Genomic DNA, 17,605 nt, shown 5'->3' with positions numbered 1-17,605 from the left:
CTCGTGTAGGTGGTTTTCACCATTGTCGCGCCATCCGCGAACCTATGCTGACTACGGGAAACTCCTAGCTGCCGCCTGTAAATTTCTTTCAGGATAATGTCTAAAACCATATTTCAAAGTAAATATTTTCCAAAATAGGCGCCCGCCATGACGACTTCCTCCTCCCCCGCCGCCGCCCTGGACCCGAACGGCAAAGGCCTGGGCGCCTTTCCCGAATCCTGTACCACCTCGGGCGTGGCGGCGCTGCAGTGGAACCTGCTGCGCGAGGACGTGAGCCTGCCCGTGGCGGTGCTGTACGAAGCCCGGGTGCGCCACAACCTGCAATGGATGCAGCGTTTCATGGAAGCGTACCGGGTCAAGCTGGCGCCCCACGGCAAGACCACCATGAGCCCAGCCCTGTTCAAGCGCCAGATCGACAACGGCGCCTGGGGCATCACGCTGGCCACCGCGCCGCAGGTGCAGGCCGCCTACCGGCACGGCATCCGGCGGGTCCTGATGGCGAACCAACTGGTGGGCCGCGCCAACATGGCGATCATTGCCCAGCTCTTGCGCGACCCGGCCTTCACCTTCTTCTGCATCGTGGACTCGCCCGCCAACGCCGCCCAGTTGGGCGCCTACTTCGGCGACCAGGGCCTGGTCCTGCCGGTGCTGATCGAACTGGGCCCCGCCGGCGGGCGCACGGGCGTGCGCGACGACGCGCAGCTACAGGCGGTGGCCGAGGAAATCGGCCGCTGGCCGGGCCTGGCCCTGGCCGGCATCGAGGTCTATGAAGGCGTGCTGCAGGAAGAAGGCGCCATCCGCGCCTTCCTGCGCCGCGCCACGGACGCGCTGCGCAGCCTGGCCGCCGCCGGCCGCCTGCGCAAGAGCGGCCCGGCGCTGATCTCGGGCGCCGGCTCCGCCTGGTTCGACGTGGTCGCCGAGGAATTCTCGCAGCTCGACATCGGCGCGCCGCTGGAAATCGTGCTGCGCCCGGGCTGCTACCTGTCGCACGACGTGGGCATCTACCGGTCGGCGGCCGAACGCATCAATGCGCACAATCCCGTCGCCCGGAAAATGGAGCCCGGGCTGCAACCCGCTCTTCAGGTCTGGGCCTATGTGCAATCGCTGCCCGAGCCGGGCCGCGCCATCGTCGCGCTGGGCAAGCGCGACGCCGCGTTCGACGCCGGCCTGCCCACGCCCGCGCTGCTGTACCGCCCGGGCGGACAGGCTCCCGGCGCGGCGCCCGCGCACTGGAAGCTCACGGCCATGATGGACCAGCACGCCTTCATGCAGATCGGCGAAGGCGACGACATCCAGGTCGGCGACATGATCGCCTTCGACATCTCCCACCCCTGCCTGACCTTCGACAAGTGGCGCCAGGTGCTGCTGGTGGACGAGCAGTACCGCGTTATCGACGTGGCCGAAACCTTCTTCTGACCCCCGCCCCCCGGCGCGATCCCGACTTACCCACGCGACATCCGTTTTTGACCCTCTGGAGAGAGAATCATGAACTTCCGCACCTCCCGGCGAGGCGGTGGGCTCAATAGCCTGCTGCTGGCCGGCGCAATTGGCTTGACCGCATTGTCGACCCCCGCCCTCTGTGCCGCGCCCGTCAAGGGAGGCACGATCTCGGTCGCCACCATCGGCGAGCCGCCGACGCTGGATCCGATGACCAGCACGGCCGACCTGGTGGGCATCCTGACGCAGCATTTCTTCGAAACGCTGTATACCTTCGACGCCAAGTGGAACCTGACGCCGCTGCTGGCCGACAAGCTGCCCGAGGTCTCGCCCGACGGGCTGACCTACACGATCCCGCTGCGCCAGGGCATTACCTTCCACGACGGCTCCAAGATGGATTCGTCGGACGTGCTGGCCTCGCTGAAGCGCTGGACCGAGACCGCCACGCGCGGCAAGATGGCCGCCAATATCATCGCCGGCATGGAAGCGCCGGACGCCAACACGGTCCGCATCACGCTCAAGCAGCCCTACGCGCCCCTGACCGCCCTGCTGGCGATGAACAATAGCGCCGCCGTCATCATGCCCAAGGGCAAGATCGCCCCGACGCTGGCCGAGTTCGTCGGCACCGGGCCCTATCAATTGAAGGCGCGCGTGCCCGACCAGTACATCCAACTGGTCCGCTTCGAAGGCTACAAGCAGCGCGAAGGCGAGCCGGACGGCTACGGCGGCGCGCGCAAGCAGTACCTGGACGAAATCCGTTTCGTTCCGGTGAGCAACGCCAACACCCGCGTCGAAAGCGCGGTGGCCGGGCAGTTCGACTATGTCGACTCCCTGCCGGTGGAATCCCTGCCCAAGCTCAAGAACGGCCGCTCCGATCCGGTGATGCTCAAGCCTTTCGGCTGGCCGCGGCTGGTGCTCAACACCAAGCAGGGCATCATGTCCAACCAGGCGGTCCGCCAGGCCGTGCAACTGGCGCTCAATGAAGAGGACATGCTCTACGCCGCGTTCGGCGACAAGAACTTCTACAAGCTCAGCGGCGACCTGTATCCCGAGGGCTACCCCTGGGCCACGTCCCTGGGCGGCAAGGTCTACAACAAGGCCGACGCCGCCGCGGCGAAGAAACTGGTGGACGGCGCCAACGTCCAGGACCGCAAGATCCGCATCCTGACCAGCCAGCAGTACGAATTCCACTACAAGATGGCGCTTGTGGCCGCCGAATACCTGAAGGCCGCCGGGTTCACCGTCGACATGCAGGTGGTGGACTGGGCCACCCTGACCCAGCGCCGCCAGGATCCGGCCGTCTGGGACATCTTCATTACCCACAGCCCCTTCCTGCCCGAACCCGCGCTGATCGATTTCCCGTCCAAGGACGCGCCGGGCTGGTGGGACACGCCGCGCCGCAACCAGGTGCTGGACGCCTTCAACCAGGCCAGCTCCCAGGAAGAGCGCGTGAAGCGCTGGGCCGACGTGCAGCAGGCCGTGTACGACGAAGTGCCTTTCATCAAGGTCGGCGACTTCAACGCGCAGGCCGCGCGCTCGCCGTCGCTGCAAGGCACCAAGGCCGTGCCGTGGCCGTTCTTCTGGAACGCGTGGAAGTCCGCCAAGTAGGATGGGTGGAGCGCGAGAGTTCTTAAAGAAGAACTCAGGTATCCAGCGCGCGAAACCCATGCGGCCGTGGGCAGACGGTGCCCTGCCGCGGCCGGAAAACACGCTCTTGCGGCAGCATGGGTTTCGCGCGTTCAGCACCTGGGTTCTTACCTAGGGACTGCCGCGCTCCACCCATCCTACGCCCCGAATATTTTCTAGGACACTCATCGTGTTGCGTTATCTCTTGAACCGGCTGGTCGGGCTGGTGGCCGTGATGTTCATCGTCGCGACCATCGTGTTCGTGATCATCCGCGTCACGCCCGGCGACCCCGCCGCCGTGATGCTGGGCCCCCAGGCCAGCCAGCAGGACATCGCGGCGCTGCGCGCGCAACTGGGGCTGGACCGGCCGCTGGCCGTGCAGTACCTGTCATGGCTGGGCAAGCTCGCCCAGGGCGACCTGGGCCAGTCCATCTTCATGAACAAGCCCGTGCTGGCGGCGCTGGCCGACCGGGCCGAGCCCACCCTCCTGCTGACGCTCATGTCGCTCCTGATCGCCAGCGCCATCGCCCTGCCGGTGGGCATTCTTTCCGCGGTCAAGCGCGGCACCACGCTGGACCAGTCCGTGCTGTCGTTCTCGATGTTCACCTCCAGCGTGCCGAGCTTCTGGCTGGGGCTGCTGCTGATGCAGCTATTCTCGGTGAAGCTGGGATGGCTGCCGGTGGCCGGCTACGGCGGCCCGGACGCGTCGCTGGCCACCCGCCTGTCGCACCTGATCCTGCCCGCCGTGGTGCTGGGCCTGGTGAATTCGGCGCTGATCACCCGCTTCATCCGCGCCAGCATGCTGGACGTGCTGCGCGACGACTACGTCCGCACCGCGCGCGCCAAGGGCCTGCCGGAAAGCAAGGTGATCCTGAAGCATGCCGTGCGCAACGCGCTGATCCCCATCCTGACCGTGCTGGGCCTGACAACCGCCCTGCTGATCAGCGGCGCCGTCGTCACGGAAACGGTGTTCGGCCTGCCCGGCGTGGGCAGCCTGGTGGTGTCGGCGGTGCTGCGCCGCGACTATCCCGTCATCCAGGGCGCGCTGCTGATCATCGCGGCCATCTATGTCCTGATCAATCTGTTCATCGACCTCCTGTATCTGCTGGTCGACCCTCGGGTGCGCTACTGATGATGATGAGGCCCACCCCCGAAGCGCCTGCGGCGCTTCCCCCTCAAGGAGGCGCCGCCTGCGGCCCGGCAAAGCCGGCTCCACGCGGCCCCGATTCGATGCACCGGAAGTGGAGCAACTGAAATGACAAGCGCAACGACTGTAAGTGCCGGCGTCGACCGCTGGCAGGTGCTGCGCCTGCTGGTGTCGCGCAAGACGGTGCTGATCAGCCTGATCGTGATCGTCGTGCTGGTCGCCGCCGCGCTGCTGGCGCCGTGGATCAGCCCCTACGATCCGTTCAAGCTGTCCATCATGAACCGGTTGAAGTCGCCGGGCGCCGCGCACTGGTTCGGCACCGACGACTTTGGGCGCGACGTGTTCAGCCGCGTCATCTACGGCGGCCGCCTGTCGCTGATGGTGGGCTTTTCCGTGGTGATCCTGTCCAGCGTGCTGGGCATCGCGCTGGGCCTCGTCGCCGGCTTCTTCCGGTCGGCGGACAAGTTCGTGTCGCGGCTGATCGACGCCATGATGGCCTTCCCCGACATTCTGCTGGCGATCTCGCTGGTGGCGGCGCTGGGGCCCTCGCTGATCAACGTGGTGATCGCGCTGGGCATCGTCTACACGCCGCGCCTGGCCCGCATCGTGCGCGCCTCGACGCTGGTGATCCGCGAACTGCCCTTCGTGGAAGCGGCCCGCGCGCTCGGCGTGCCCACCTGGCGCATCGTCACCGTGCACGTGCTGCGCAACCTGGTGTCGCCCATCCTGGTGCAGGGCACGTTCATCTTCGCCTACGCGATCCTGGCCGAAGCCGGCCTGTCATTCCTCGGCGTCGGCGTGTCGCCCGACATCCCGACCTGGGGCACCATGATCAACGCCGGCCAGCAGTACATGGGCTCGGCCGACTGGATCATGATCTTCCCCGGCATCGCCATCGTGCTGTCCGTGCTGTCGCTGCAACTGGTGGGCGACGGGCTGCGCGACGTACTCGACCCGCGCCTGCGCAAGGAACTGTGATCATGACCGCAAGCACCCGAGACATCGTGCTGTCCGTGGAAGGGCTCAAGACCTGGTTCCACAGCCGCGACGGCATCGCCAAGTCCGTGGACGGCGTCACCTTCGACCTGGCCCGCGGCGAAACGCTGGCCATCGTGGGCGAATCCGGCTCCGGCAAGTCCGTGACCAGCCTGTCCATCATGGGCCTGCTGCCCAAGCCGGCGGGCCGCATCGAAGACGGCAGGATCCTGTTCCGCGACCGCCAGGGCGCGCAGCACGACCTGGCCCAGGCCTCGCCGGCCACGCTGCGCCGCATCCGGGGCGCCGAGATCGCCATGATCTTCCAGGAGCCCATGACCAGCCTGAACCCGCTGTACACGGTGGGCGACCAGATCGCCGAAGCCGTGCTGCAGCACGAAGGCGGATCCCATGCCGCGGCGCTCCGGCGCGCCCGCGACATGCTGGAGCGCGTGGAGATCCCGGCCGCCGACCGCCGCGTCAACGAATACCCGCACCAGATGTCGGGAGGCATGCGGCAGCGCGTGATGATCGCGCTGGCGCTGGCCTGCAACCCGGCCGTGCTGATCGCCGACGAGCCCACCACCGCGCTGGACGTGACCGTGCAGGCGCAGATCCTGGACCTGCTGCGCCGGCTGCAGGCCGAAATGAACATGAGCATCCTGTTCATCACGCACAACCTGGGCGTGGTGGCCGAGATCGCGCATCGGGTGGCGGTGATGTACGCGGGGCGCGTGGTGGAGGACGCGGGCGTCTATGACCTGTTCGAAAAGCCCACGCACCCCTACACCCGCGGCCTGCTCTCCTGTCTCCCCACCGCCGCCCTGCTGGCCTCGGGCGAGCGCCTGCGCGCCATTCCCGGCAACGTGCCCAGCGTGCTGTCACTGCCGGCGGGCTGCACTTTCGCGCCGCGCTGCCCGCTGGCCGCCAGCGACTGCCTTGCCGCCGTGCCCGAACTCGTGCCGGTGCAGGCCGAACACCGCGCGCGCTGCATCAAGGTGAACCCGATATGACGAACAGACCCGCCCCCATCCGCGCCGAAGCGCCGCTGGTCCGGATCCAGGACCTGAAAGTCCATTTCCCCACGTCGCAGTCGCGCAACGCGCCCGTGGTGCGGGCGGTGGACGGCATCAGCTTCGATGTGCCGCGCAACACCATCGTCGGCCTGGTCGGCGAATCCGGCTCGGGCAAGACCACCACGGGGCGCGCGCTGCTGCGCCTGTTCGCCCCGACCGCCGGCCGCATCCTGTTCGACGGGCAGGACATCACCACGCTGTCCGAAAAACAGATGCTGCCGTGGCGCCGCCGCATGCAGATCGTGTTCCAGGACCCCTATGCCAGCCTCAATCCGCGCATGACCGTGGCCGAGATTCTGGGCGAGGCGCTGGACACCCACAAGCTGGCGCAGCACCGGCGCTCGGCCCGCATCGGCGAGCTGCTGGAGCGCGTGGGCCTGAACGCCGACCACGCCCGCCGCTATCCGCACGAGTTCTCGGGCGGCCAGCGTCAGCGCATCGGCATCGCCCGCGCGCTGGCGGTGGAGCCGGACTTCATCGTGGCCGACGAACCGGTGTCCGCGCTGGACGTGTCGGTGCAGGCGCAGGTGCTGAACCTGCTGCAGGACCTGCAGCGCGACCTGGGCCTGACCATGCTGTTCGTGGCCCACGACCTGGCCGTGGTGGACTACCTGTGCGACGAAGTCGTGGTGATGTACCTGGGCCGCGTCATGGAGAGCGGCCCCACCCGCGAGGTATACGCCCGCCCCAGGCATCCCTATACCCGCGCGCTGCTGTCCGCCGCGCCCGTGCCGGATCCGCGCGCCCCGCGTTCGCGTATCCTGCTCAAGGGCGACATCCCCAGCCCGGTCAATCCGCCCTCCGGCTGCGTGTTCCGCACCCGCTGCCCGCATGCGATCGAGGCCTGCGGGACGACCGTAGCGCAGGCCGTCAGCGTCGGCCCGGGCCACTACGCGGCCTGTTCGCGCCTAGACGACCCCGAACTGGCCCAGTAACCCAGGAATCCCCATGAACATCATCCGCGACATCGTCTTCCAGATACGCAGTCGGCGGGACGCGTTGAGCGTGACCGAACGCAAGGTCGCCGACGCCATCCTGGACGACATCATCTGGAGCGCCAGCGCCACCGTCGACCAGCTCGCCGCCAAGGCCGGCGTCAGCATCGCCACCATCTCGCGCTTTGCCCGCACCGTCGGCTGCGACGACACGCGGGACCTGAAGATGAAGCTGGCGCAGGCCAGCACGGTGGGCAGCCGGTTCCTGGACCCGGGCGCGTCCGCCGATGAAAGCACTTTCTACGCGCGCATCTACGCCGACATCGAAAGCACGCTGCGCGCGCACCTGCCCGTCTTCACCGAACCGCTGTTCGAGACCGCCGCCGCCGCCCTGGACAGCGCCCGCATGATCTATGTGTTCGGCATGGGCGGCGCCTCCGCCGTGCTGGCGCAGGAAGTCCAGTCCCGCCTGGTGCGGCTGGGCTACCCCATCGCCGTGTACAGCGACGCCGTGCTGCTGCGCATGGTCGCCGCCACCCTGGACGAGCGCGACGCCGTGCTGGTGCTGTCGGCCTCCGGCCTGACGCCCGAAATCGTGGGCGCGGCGCGCATCGTGAAGCAGTACCGCGCGCGCCTCGTCGCCATCACGGACGCCACCTCCGAACTGGCCAAGCTGGCCGACGTGGTGCTGCCGATCCGGACGGACGAAACGGACTTCATCTACAAACCCTCGGCATCGCGCTACGCGATGATGCTTGCGATCGACCTGCTCTCGACGGAGCTGGCCATGCTGAACCAAGAGGAAAACCGCGAACGCCTGCGCCGCATCAAGCTGGCGCTGGACGAACACCGCGGCGGCCCGAACCGCTTGCCGCTGGGCGATTGAACCTGGAACACGAGATGTACGACACCCTCATAGGCAACGTGCTGGTCCTGGACGGCACCGGCGGCGCCGAGTACCGCGCCAGCGTCGCGCTGGACGGCGGCCGCATCGCCGCCATCGGCGAGCTGCCCGGCGCGGCGGCGCGCCAGGCCATCGACGGCGCCGGCCTGGCGCTGGCGCCCGGCTTCATCGATGTGCACACCCACGACGACACCAACGTCATCCGCACCCCGGGCATGCTGCCCAAGCTGTCCCAGGGCGTGACCACGGTGGTGGTCGGCAACTGCGGCATCAGCGCATCGCCCGTCGCCCTGCGCGGCGAGCCGCCGGACCCGATGAACCTGCTGGGCGGGCGGGAAGACTTCAGCTACCCCACGTTCGCGGACTATACGCGCGCCATCGAGGCGGCGCGGCCGGCGGTGAACGTGGCGGCGCTGGTGGGCCACACCGCGCTGCGCAGCAACCACATGGACCGCCTGGACCGGCCCGCCACGCGCGACGAAGTCCTGGCGATGCGCGCCCAATTGCGCGACGCGCTGGCCCATGGCGCCATCGGCCTGAGCACCGGGCTGGCCTATGCCTCCGCCTTCGAGGCAGACACGGACGAAGTCAAGCTGCTGGCCGAAGCACTGGACGAGTTCGGCGCGCTCTACACCACGCACCTGCGCTCGGAATTCGCCACCATCCTGGAAGCCATGCAGGAAGCCTTCGACATCGCCCGGCATGCGCGCGTGCCGGTCGTGGTGTCGCACCTGAAATGCGCCGGCGCCGGCAACTGGGGCCGCACCCGGGAAGTGCTTTCCACGCTGGAGACCGCGGGCCGCCTGCAGCACGTGGGCTGCGACTGCTATCCGTACTCCGCCAGTTCTTCCACGCTGGACCTGAAGCAGGTCACGGACGAATTCGACATCGACATCACCTGGTCCGTGCCGCATCCGGAGCAGGCCCGCCGCAAGCTGGCCGCCATCGCCGCCGACTGGGGAGTGAGCCTGATGGAAGCCGCCGCTCGCCTGCAGCCGGCGGGCGCGGTGTACCACAACATGCACGAGGACGACGTGCGCCGCGTGCTGTCGCACCGGCTGACGATGGTGGGCTCCGACGGCCTGCCCAACGACCCCATGCCGCATCCCCGCCTCTGGGGCGCCTTCCCGCGCGTGCTGGGCCACTACAGCCGCGAGGTGGGCCTGTTCCCGCTGGCCGAGGCCGTGCACAAGATGACGGGGCTGTCCGCCGCCCGCTTCGGCCTGGCCGAACGCGGCCTGGTGCGCGAGGGCTACCACGCGGACCTGGTGCTGTTCGATCCGGCCACCGTGATCGACCGCGCCACCTTCGCCGCCCCGGTGCAGACCGCCGCGGGCATCGAGGCGGTGTGGGTCAATGGCGCGCTGTCGTACCGCCACGGCCAGCCCACCGGCGACCGCGCCGGCCGCTGGCTGCCGCGCAACGGCGACCTGCGGAAGAACTTCCTGTGACCGGCCCCCTTCCGAATTCATCCCCTCTTCCAAGGAATCTCCCATGACCACCATTCCCACTCCCGACAAGAACGGCATTACGCGCTACGGCGTCGCAGGCGGCACGGGCCAGGGCGGTTCGCACATGCCGTTCGCCCGCGCGGTCGCGGCCGACGGCTGGCTGCACGTGTCCGGCCAGGTGCCGATGGAAAACGGGGAAGTCATCGAAGGCGGCATCGTCGCCCAGAGCCGCAAGGCCATCGAGCAGGTGCTGGCCATCCTGAAGGAAGCGGGCTACGGGCCCGAACACGTCGTGCGCTGCGGCGTATGGCTGGACGACGCGCGCGATTTTGCGTCGTTCAACAAGGTGTTCAGGGAATATTTCGGCGAGAATCCCCCAGCCCGCGCCTGCGTGCAGTCGTCGCTGGTGGTGGACGCCAAGGTCGAAGTGGACTGTATCGCTTATAAAGGGAACTCACGTGTCTGACACCCCATGAGACGCCCTTGCAAATTGCAGAGCCTCTCCTCGGGTGTCAGACACAGACGATGCATGGGTGCAGGCACTGACACAGACGCGGCGCAGGTGTCTGACACCCCCACGAACCGCCCGCACAGATTGCAGCGCATCTCCCCGGGTGTCAGACACAGACACCCCCGGGAGAAATCCTACATCCTCACCACATCCACGCCCTTGGGCGCGACGAATTCGAATTCCTTCGCGGAAAGCTGCGGGTTGGCGGCGATGCCGGACAGGTCCACCCGGGTCGTCTGGCCGAACGAATCCAGCAGTTCCACGCGCACCGGCAGATTGTCCTTCATGCCGATATCGACCCGCGAGAAACCCGCGTCGGCGGTGCGCGGCTTGGCGCGCAGCCATTCGACCCCGTCCTTGGCCGGCAGGGCCGACACCTCGAACGACTGCTCCAGCGAGCCCGAACCGAACAGGATCGCGGCGGGCGAGGTGCCGATGGCGGCGTCCACCTTGCGTTCCGTCACCTGCGCCAGGTCCGGATCGAACTGGAATACCTTGCGGCCGTCGGAAACCACGAGCTGTTCATAGGGCTTCTGCACCGCCCACTTGAATTTGCCGGGACGCTGGAACGAAAACACGCCCGTCTGGGCCGGCTGCGTGCGGCCCTGGTTGTTCACCGTGTACTGCGAGAACGAACCGGTGGCGGCCGTGACCGTGGCGACGAACGCGCGCAATTGCTCCTGCGCGCTGGCGGCCAGCGCCACGGCGGGCGCCAGGGTCAAGGCCGCGACGGCGGCCAGTCGGCGAAACGTCTTCATCAGGCTTCCTCTCGGGCGGCCGCCGCGGGGACCAGGATATCGCGGTTGCCATTGGACTGCATCGCCGACACCATACCCGATTGCTCCATCTGCTCCAGTAACCGCGCCGCACGGTTGTAACCAATCCGCAGGTGGCGCTGCACCAGCGAAATGGAGGCGCGGCGGTGCTTGAGCACCACTTCGCAGGCCTGGTCGTACATCGGATCGGACTCGGCGTCGCCGCCGATTCCGGTGACGCTGCTGGCGCCTTCGCCGTCGCCGTCCAGCCCGCCTTCCAGCAGGCCTTCGATGTAGTTGGGCTCGCCCTGCGCCTTCAGGCTTTCCACCACGCGGTGCACTTCATCGTCGCCCACGAAGGCGCCGTGCACGCGCACCGGCAGGCCGGTGCCCGGCGGCATGTAGAGCATGTCGCCCTGGCCCAGCAGCGTTTCCGCGCCCATCTGGTCGAGAATGGTGCGCGAGTCGATCTTGGACGACACCTGGAACGCGATGCGCGTCGGGATGTTGGCCTTGATCAGGCCGGTGATGACGTCCACGCTGGGGCGCTGCGTGGCCAGGATCAGGTGGATGCCGGCGGCGCGCGCCTTCTGCGCCAGGCGGGCGATCAGTTCTTCGATCTTCTTGCCCACGACCATCATCAGGTCGGCCAGTTCGTCGATGACCACCACGATGGTGGGCAGCGGCGCCAGGGGCTCGGGCTGGTCGGGGGTCAGCGAGAACGGGTTCGGGATCGGTTCCTCGCGCTTGATCGCGTCGCGGATCTTGGCGTTGTAGCCGGCCAGGTTGCGCACGCCCATCTTGCTCATCAGGCGGTAGCGCTTTTCCATTTCGCCCACGCACCAGTTCAGCGCGTTGGACGCCTGGCGCATGTCGGTGACGACCGGCGCCAGCAGGTGCGGGATGCCTTCGTAGACGCTCATTTCCAGCATCTTCGGATCGATCAGGATCACGCGGGTATGGGACGCGTCCGCCTTGTACAGCAGGGACAGGATCATGGCGTTGATCCCGACGGACTTGCCCGAGCCGGTCGTGCCCGCCACCAGCAGGTGGGGCATCTTGGCCAGGTCGGCCACCACCGGGTTGCCCGCGATGTCCTTGCCCAGCGCCATCGTCACGACGGAATGGCTGGCGTGGTAGGTCTGCGAACCCAGGATCTCGGACAGGCGCACCATCTGGCGGCGCGGGTTCGGGAGTTCCAGCCCCATCAGGTTCTTGCCGGGAATGGTTTCCACCACCCGGATGCTGACCAGGCTCAGCGCGCGCGCAAGGTCCTTGGCCAGATTGACGATCTGGCTGCCCTTCACGCCGGTGGCCGGCTCGATTTCGTAGCGCGTGATGACCGGGCCGGCCTGCGCCGCCACCACCGTGACGGACACGCCGAAGTCGGCCAGTTTCTTTTCGATCAGGCGCGACGTGAATTCGATGGTTTCGGCCGACACCGTTTCCTGGTTGGCCAGCGGCGGATCCAGCAGGCTGATGGCCGGCAGGTCGCCCTCGGCACCGCCCGACGGCGCGAAGAACAGCGATTGCTGCTTTTCCTTTTCGACGCGTTCGGACTTGGGAACGACGGTGATGGCGGGTTCGATCCGCACCGGCTGGTCGTGGACCAGCTTTTCCTGCTTGGCCACGACCTGTTCTGTGCGCACGGCCTTGGCCACCTCGCCGACCTTGCGGTCTTCGCGGGCGGCGTAGGAATTGCGGACGCGGCGCACCAGGCCTTCCAGCCACGCGCCCACCCGTTCGGCGACGGACAGCCACGAGAACGAGAAGAACAGGCTCAGCCCGATGGCCAGCATGACCAGGAAGGCCAGCGTGCTGCCGGTGAAGCCGATGCTGCGGCCGATGAGATCGGCCAGCGTGTGGCCGATGACGCCGCCCGCGCCGCTGGCGGTTTCCGACGCCCCCGGCAGGTGCGTGCCGCGGCTGGCCAGGCGCAAGGCCTCCATGCCCAGGGAACCGACCAGCAGCAGGAAGAAACCGATGCCCTCTTCCCAGTGGACGCGGGGCAACACTTCCGGTTGTTTACTATTGGTTACTCGAAGATGGCTGGCCAGGCGGCGATATCCCGCGCGCACCCGGTGCAGCAGCAGGACGACCCACCACCAGGCCGAAAAACCGAAGAGATACAGGAGGATGTCCGCCAGATAGGCGCCCAGGGTCCCGCCGCGGTTGTGGATGACGCCGGCGGGGACGGAATGCGACCAGCCTGGATCGGCCGGGCTCCAGGTGGCGAGCACCAGGGTAAGCCACGCCGCCAGGGCGGCGAAGAGGATCCAGCGGGCTTCGCGCAGCAACGCGGAAAGGCGCGTCTGCAGGGGCGAGGGCCCGTTTCGGGTATTGCGCGAAGCGCGCGGAGAAGCAGTCGAGATACGCGGCATGCGGCTCATTATAATTGGGCGTTAACCTAAAGATACCCGCCCATGTCCACGCCTACGCACGCTAAAGTTTTGATACTCGGTTCCGGCCCCGCCGGTTACACGGCGGCCGTCTATGCGGCACGCGCCAATCTGAGCCCTGTTCTTGTTACAGGTCTGGCCCAAGGCGGCCAGCTCATGACCACCACGGACGTCGACAATTGGCCGGCGGACGCGGATGGCGTGCAGGGCCCGGACCTGATGCAGCGCTTCCAGAAGCATGCCGAACGCTTCAACACCGAAATGCTCTTCGACCACATCGCCAAGGTTGATTTGTCCAAGCGGCCGTTCACCCTCACGGGAGACACCGGCAAGGTCTATACCTGCGACGCCCTGATCATCGCCACGGGGGCCTCGGCCAAGTACCTCGGCCTGCCCTCGGAACAATCCTTCATGGGCCGCGGCGTGTCGGGCTGCGCCACCTGCGACGGCTTCTTCTACCGCAACCAGGACGTGGTCGTGGTGGGCGGCGGCAATACCGCCGTGGAAGAAGCGCTGTACCTGTCCAACATCTGCCGCAAGGTCACCCTGATCCACCGCCGCGACAAATTCCGCGCCGAACCCATCCTGGTCGACAAGCTGATGGGCAAGGTCGAAAACGGCAACATGGAACTGAAGCTGTTCCACACGCTCGACGAAGTGCTGGGCGACGACAGCGGTGTTACCGGCGTGCGCGTACGCCACGTGGACACCGGCGCCACCGAGGACATGCCGGTCACCGGCGCGTTCATCGCCATCGGCCACCAGCCCAACACCGAGATCTTCCAGGGCCAACTGGAAATGAAGGACGGCTACATCGTCACCAAGAGCGGCCTGTCCGGCCTGGCCACGATGACCTCCGTCCCGGGCGTGTTCGCGGCCGGCGACGTCCAGGACCACGTCTACCGCCAGGCCATCACCAGCGCCGGCACGGGCTGCATGGCGGCGCTGGACGCACAACGGTGGCTGGAGAATGCGGGGCAGTAAGGTCGGCCTGGCCGACCTGAAACGCCTGAAGAAAGACCTTCAGGCCGAGCAAGAGCGCGCCGCCCTCGCCCAGCGGGTGGCGGCGCTGAAGAAGACGGCGCCCGCGCCCGATTCCGACCCCGCCGACGACATGGCCGCCTTCCGGCGCACCATGAAGTCCGTGCAGCCGATCAAGCAGGCCGCGCGCGTGGAGCACAAGCCGGCGGCGCAGCCCGCCCCGGCGCTGCGCCGCGCCAACGCGCTGGGCGAAACGCCCAGCCGCGCCGACGCCGGGGTCTCCGACGGCGGCGAAATCACGCACCTGCTGTCCGAAGGCGGCACCGCCTTCGTGCGCGGCGACGCGGCGCCCGACACCGCGCGCAATCTGCGCCGCGGCCAGTGGCGCGCCGGCGCGGAACTGGACCTGCACGGCCTGCGCGTGGAACAGGCCCGCCATGCCCTGCTGTCATTCCTGGACGAGTGCCTGGAACACGGCATCCGCTGCGTGCGCGTCGTGCACGGCAAGGGCTACGGCTCGCAGGGGCTGGAACCGGTGCTGAAAGACAAGGCGCGCACCTGGCTCGTGCAGAAGAACGACGTGCTGGCGTTTTCCGAGGCGCCCGAACGCGAAGGCGGCGCGGGCGCCCTGCTGGTGCTCCTGCGACAATCGGAAGGAACCCGCAAATGAAATGGCTCTACCTGGGCGTGGCGATCGTCGCCGAAATCTTCGCGACCAGCGCGCTCAAGGGGTCCGAGGGCTTCACCCGCCTGGTGCCGTCCATCGTCACGGTGTCCGGCTACCTGATCTCGTTCTATTTCCTGTCGTTGACGCTGCGCGAGATCCCCGTGGGCATCGCGTACGCCATCTGGTCCGGCGTCGGCATCGTGCTGATCTCCATCGTCGGCGCGGTGTTCTTCAAGCAGCACCTGGATACGCCGGCGCTGATCGGCGTCGGCCTCATCATCGCCGGCGTCGTGGTGATGAACGTGTTCTCGAAATCGGTCGCGCATTGAGCCGCGGCCTGTCCGCTTCCGTAGCGGCCGCGCGCCCCTAGGCGTTTTCGCCCTGGGGCCGGGCCTCGCCCGGACTGCGCAGATAGTCCACCAGCGCCAGCGTCGCCCGGTCGGGCGGGGGCGTCAGCAGGGACACGACGATGATGGTCAGGAAAGCCACCGGCGCGCCGAACACGCCCGCCGCGATCGGCTGGATGCCCCACCACAGGTCCACCGGCTGAGTACGGGACACGCCCAGCACCCATTCGCGCAGCCACGGATGCGTGTGCGTCATGTAGGCGAACGTCACCGCCAGCCCGGCCGCCATGCCCAGGGTCGCCCCCCATTTGTTGGCGCGCCGCCAGAACACGCCCATGACCAGCGCCGGGAAGAACGACGAGGCGGCGAAGGAAAACGCCGCCGACACCATGAAGAGGATGTCCGCGGGCTTGCGCGCCGCCACCCAGGCCGCCCCGAACGCGACCACCAGCAGCAGTATCTTGGACACCATCACGCGGCGCGCCGCCGACATGCGCGGCGACACCACCCGGTACCACATGTCGTGCGACAGGGAATTGGACAGGGTCAGCAGCAGGCCGTCGGCGGTGGACAGCGCCGCGGCCAGCCCGCCCGCCGCCACCAGGCCGGAGATCACGTAGGGCAGCCCGCCGATCTCCGGCATGGCCAGCACCACCACGTCCGCGCCCATGCTGATCTCGCTCAGTTGCACGATGCCGTCGCGGTTGACGTCGGTGACGTCCAGCAGGTTGCTGTCGACCGCGCTCCAGGCGTGCACCCAGTTGGGCAGGCTGAGGAAGCTGGATCCCACCACCTGCGTATAGACCTCGTACTTCACCAGCAGCGCCAGCGCGGGCGCCATGAAATACAGCAGCAGGATGAACAGCAGCGACCAGCACACCGAGCGGCGCGCCTCGATGACCGACGGCGTGGTGTAGGAACGCATGAGGATGTGCGGCATGCCCGCGGTGCCCAGCATCAGGCAGAGCACCAGCGCCAGGAAATTGACGCGCATGTTGCGCCGCTCTTCGGGATCCTTGGCGGGAAAGGGCTCCGCGTGCGGCGTGGGCGGCGCGGCCCGCGCCTCGAAGGAGGCCTTCGACTGCGACCACGCGATGCGCGCTTCTTCCACGTTGACGGGGTAGCCGGCCAGTTCGCGCTCGGCGGACCGGATCTCGACCATGGGCGCGTCGCTGGCGTTCAACTGGGCCAGCCGGCTGCGCAGCTTGTCCTTTTCCAGGGCCCAGGATTCGGGCAGGGCCGCCACCCGGCGCGCCATTTCGTCGGCGTGCTGCTGCCACAGCCGGCGCACCTCGATTTCGGAGGGGTCGTTCTGCAGGTACACCTCCTTCTCGGTCACCTGCTGGAGCACGACGCCCGCCGAGATCTGCGGCACCGGCACGTTGGTGTGCTTGATCGACAGCCAGATCACCGGCACCAGGTAGGCGATGACCAGGATGATGTACTGGCCCACCTGCGTCCACGTGACGGCGCGCATGCCGCCCAGGAACGAACAGACCAGCATCCCGCCGAGCGCGACGAAGATGCCCAGTTCGAACGAAATGCCGGTCATGCGCGTGGTGATGATGCCCACCCCGTAGATCTGCGCCACCAGGTAGGTGAAGGAGCAGAGGATGGCGCACGCCACGCCCGCCAGGCGTGGCATGTTGCCGCCATAGCGCGCGCCCATGAAGTCGGGAATGGTGTATTGGCCGAAGCGGCGCAGATAGGGCGCCAGCAGCATCGCCACCAGCACGTAGCCGCCGGTCCAGCCCATGATGTAGGCGAGCCCGCCATAGCCCGTCAGGTACAGCGTGCCGGCCACGCCGATGAAGGAAGCCACCGACATCCAGTCGGCGGCCGTGGCCATGCCGTTGTAGACGGCGGGCACGCGGCGGCCGGCCACGTAGTACTCCTCCTGGTCCGAGGTGCGGCAGACGATGCCGATGCCCGCGTACAGGCTCACCGTGACCAGCAGGAACACATAGCCGATCCAGTTGCGCGGCATGCCCAGGATCTCGGCCAGCGCCATCAGCAGGATCATCAGCGCGAAGCCCGCCGTGTACAGCACGTAGATCCGCCGCAGCCGGACTCGGAATTGCTGGGGTGTGTCTCCGCTGAAAAACGGCATCAGCGGTTCTCCCCGGCCTCGTCGGCGCGCTCATCGGCGCGATTCATGATCCGGGCGTAGACGGCGATGATGATGAGATAGGCCAGCGGCGCGCCGTAGGCGGCCATCCAGAAGGCAAAGGGCCAGCCGATGAAGTCGAAGACCAGGCTGCGGGCGAAATACGAAGGGACGAACGTCAGCGCCGCCCAGACGGCGGCCAGCAACAGGATCAGCCGCAGATTGCGGCGCCAATAGGGAGTCGATGCGGGTTTGGGATGTGAAAGGCGCGATTCCGGCATAGCTAG

At 67.6% G+C, this 17,605-nt stretch carries 16 protein-coding genes; 12 read left to right on the top strand and 4 right to left on the bottom strand.

Going from position 1 to position 17,605, the window contains the following annotated elements; translation table 11 throughout:
- Positions 1-147: 147 nt before the first annotated feature.
- The 9 genes from WHX56_RS10510 (at position 148) to WHX56_RS10470 (ending at position 10,017) form a co-directional block, all read left to right on the top strand.
- Positions 148-1,416 carry an amino acid deaminase gene (locus tag WHX56_RS10510; RefSeq protein WP_338881155.1) on the top strand — a complete coding sequence of 423 codons (1,269 nt, stop codon included), beginning with the start codon at positions 148-150 and terminating at the stop codon, positions 1,414-1,416.
- A gap of 69 nt (positions 1,417-1,485) precedes the next feature.
- Entirely contained in the window at positions 1,486-3,045 is a 1,560-nt protein-coding gene (locus WHX56_RS10505) for an ABC transporter substrate-binding protein (RefSeq protein WP_338881154.1), read from the top strand.
- A gap of 208 nt (positions 3,046-3,253) precedes the next feature.
- Complete coding sequence (locus tag WHX56_RS10500; RefSeq protein WP_129239746.1) at positions 3,254-4,195, top strand: ABC transporter permease; 942 nt, start codon at positions 3,254-3,256, stop codon at positions 4,193-4,195.
- Positions 4,196-4,318: 123 nt separating this feature from the next.
- Positions 4,319-5,188, top strand: coding sequence for an ABC transporter permease (locus WHX56_RS10495; RefSeq protein WP_338881153.1), 870 nt, complete (start codon positions 4,319-4,321; stop codon positions 5,186-5,188).
- 2 nt (positions 5,189-5,190) lie between these two features.
- Positions 5,191-6,198, top strand: a complete 1,008-nt coding sequence (locus tag WHX56_RS10490) for an ABC transporter ATP-binding protein (RefSeq protein WP_338881152.1) — start codon at positions 5,191-5,193, stop codon at positions 6,196-6,198.
- Positions 6,195-7,196: an ABC transporter ATP-binding protein gene (locus WHX56_RS10485; RefSeq protein ID WP_338881151.1), complete on the top strand. Its 1,002-nt coding sequence runs from the start codon at positions 6,195-6,197 to the stop codon at positions 7,194-7,196. The genes WHX56_RS10490 and WHX56_RS10485 overlap by 4 nt, the downstream gene beginning before the upstream one ends.
- Before the next feature lie 13 nt (positions 7,197-7,209).
- Positions 7,210-8,082 (top strand): MurR/RpiR family transcriptional regulator, encoded by an 873-nt coding sequence (locus tag WHX56_RS10480; RefSeq protein WP_287755458.1) that lies wholly within the window; start codon positions 7,210-7,212, stop codon positions 8,080-8,082.
- Between the two features lie 14 nt (positions 8,083-8,096).
- The gene (locus tag WHX56_RS10475) at positions 8,097-9,551 is read left to right on the top strand and encodes a D-aminoacylase (RefSeq protein WP_338881150.1); all 1,455 of its coding nucleotides are present in this window, start codon (positions 8,097-8,099) and stop codon (positions 9,549-9,551) included.
- Positions 9,552-9,594: 43 nt separating this feature from the next.
- Complete coding sequence (locus WHX56_RS10470) at positions 9,595-10,017, top strand: RidA family protein (RefSeq protein ID WP_129239752.1); 423 nt, start codon at positions 9,595-9,597, stop codon at positions 10,015-10,017.
- A 179-nt stretch (positions 10,018-10,196) separates the two neighbouring features.
- On the opposite strand, the gene lolA is transcribed toward WHX56_RS10470, so the two are convergent.
- A complete protein-coding gene (lolA, locus tag WHX56_RS10465) occupies positions 10,197-10,820 on the bottom strand; it encodes an outer membrane lipoprotein chaperone LolA (RefSeq protein WP_129239753.1) in 624 nt (207 codons plus the stop codon).
- The gene (locus tag WHX56_RS10460; protein ID WP_129239754.1) at positions 10,820-13,198 is read right to left on the bottom strand and encodes a DNA translocase FtsK; all 2,379 of its coding nucleotides are present in this window, start codon (positions 13,196-13,198) and stop codon (positions 10,820-10,822) included. The genes lolA and WHX56_RS10460 overlap by 1 nt, the downstream gene beginning before the upstream one ends.
- A 42-nt stretch (positions 13,199-13,240) precedes the next feature.
- Here WHX56_RS10460 and trxB point away from each other — a divergent pair, with 42 nt between their 5' ends.
- From trxB to WHX56_RS10445, 3 genes are read left to right on the top strand one after another with little or no spacing between them, the layout of a single operon-like run.
- The gene (gene trxB / locus WHX56_RS10455; RefSeq protein WP_129239755.1) at positions 13,241-14,200 is read left to right on the top strand and encodes a thioredoxin-disulfide reductase; all 960 of its coding nucleotides are present in this window, start codon (positions 13,241-13,243) and stop codon (positions 14,198-14,200) included.
- Entirely contained in the window at positions 14,187-14,867 is a 681-nt protein-coding gene (locus WHX56_RS10450; protein ID WP_129239756.1) for a Smr/MutS family protein, read from the top strand. Before trxB ends, WHX56_RS10450 begins: the two co-directional genes overlap by 14 nt.
- Positions 14,864-15,193, top strand: a complete 330-nt coding sequence (locus WHX56_RS10445; RefSeq protein WP_338881149.1) for a DMT family transporter — start codon at positions 14,864-14,866, stop codon at positions 15,191-15,193. The genes WHX56_RS10450 and WHX56_RS10445 overlap by 4 nt, the downstream gene beginning before the upstream one ends.
- A 37-nt stretch (positions 15,194-15,230) precedes the next feature.
- On the opposite strand, the gene WHX56_RS10440 is transcribed toward WHX56_RS10445, so the two are convergent.
- Together WHX56_RS10440 and WHX56_RS10435 are read right to left on the bottom strand one after the other, a co-directional pair.
- Positions 15,231-17,321, bottom strand: coding sequence for a sodium:solute symporter family protein (locus WHX56_RS10440; RefSeq protein WP_129239758.1), 2,091 nt, complete (start codon positions 17,319-17,321; stop codon positions 15,231-15,233).
- Positions 17,321-17,599: a DUF4212 domain-containing protein gene (locus WHX56_RS10435; protein ID WP_129239759.1), complete on the bottom strand. Its 279-nt coding sequence runs from the start codon at positions 17,597-17,599 to the stop codon at positions 17,321-17,323. Before WHX56_RS10435 ends, WHX56_RS10440 begins: the two co-directional genes overlap by 1 nt.
- Positions 17,600-17,605: the final 6 nt, after the last annotated feature.

Origin of the sequence: Achromobacter veterisilvae (genome assembly GCF_037619525.1) — a bacterium.
Classification (GTDB): Bacteria; Pseudomonadota; Gammaproteobacteria; order Burkholderiales; family Burkholderiaceae_B; genus Achromobacter; species Achromobacter veterisilvae.
The sequence above is the reverse complement of the archived record's forward strand: the minus strand, read 5'-3'. Positions and strand labels throughout refer to the sequence as shown.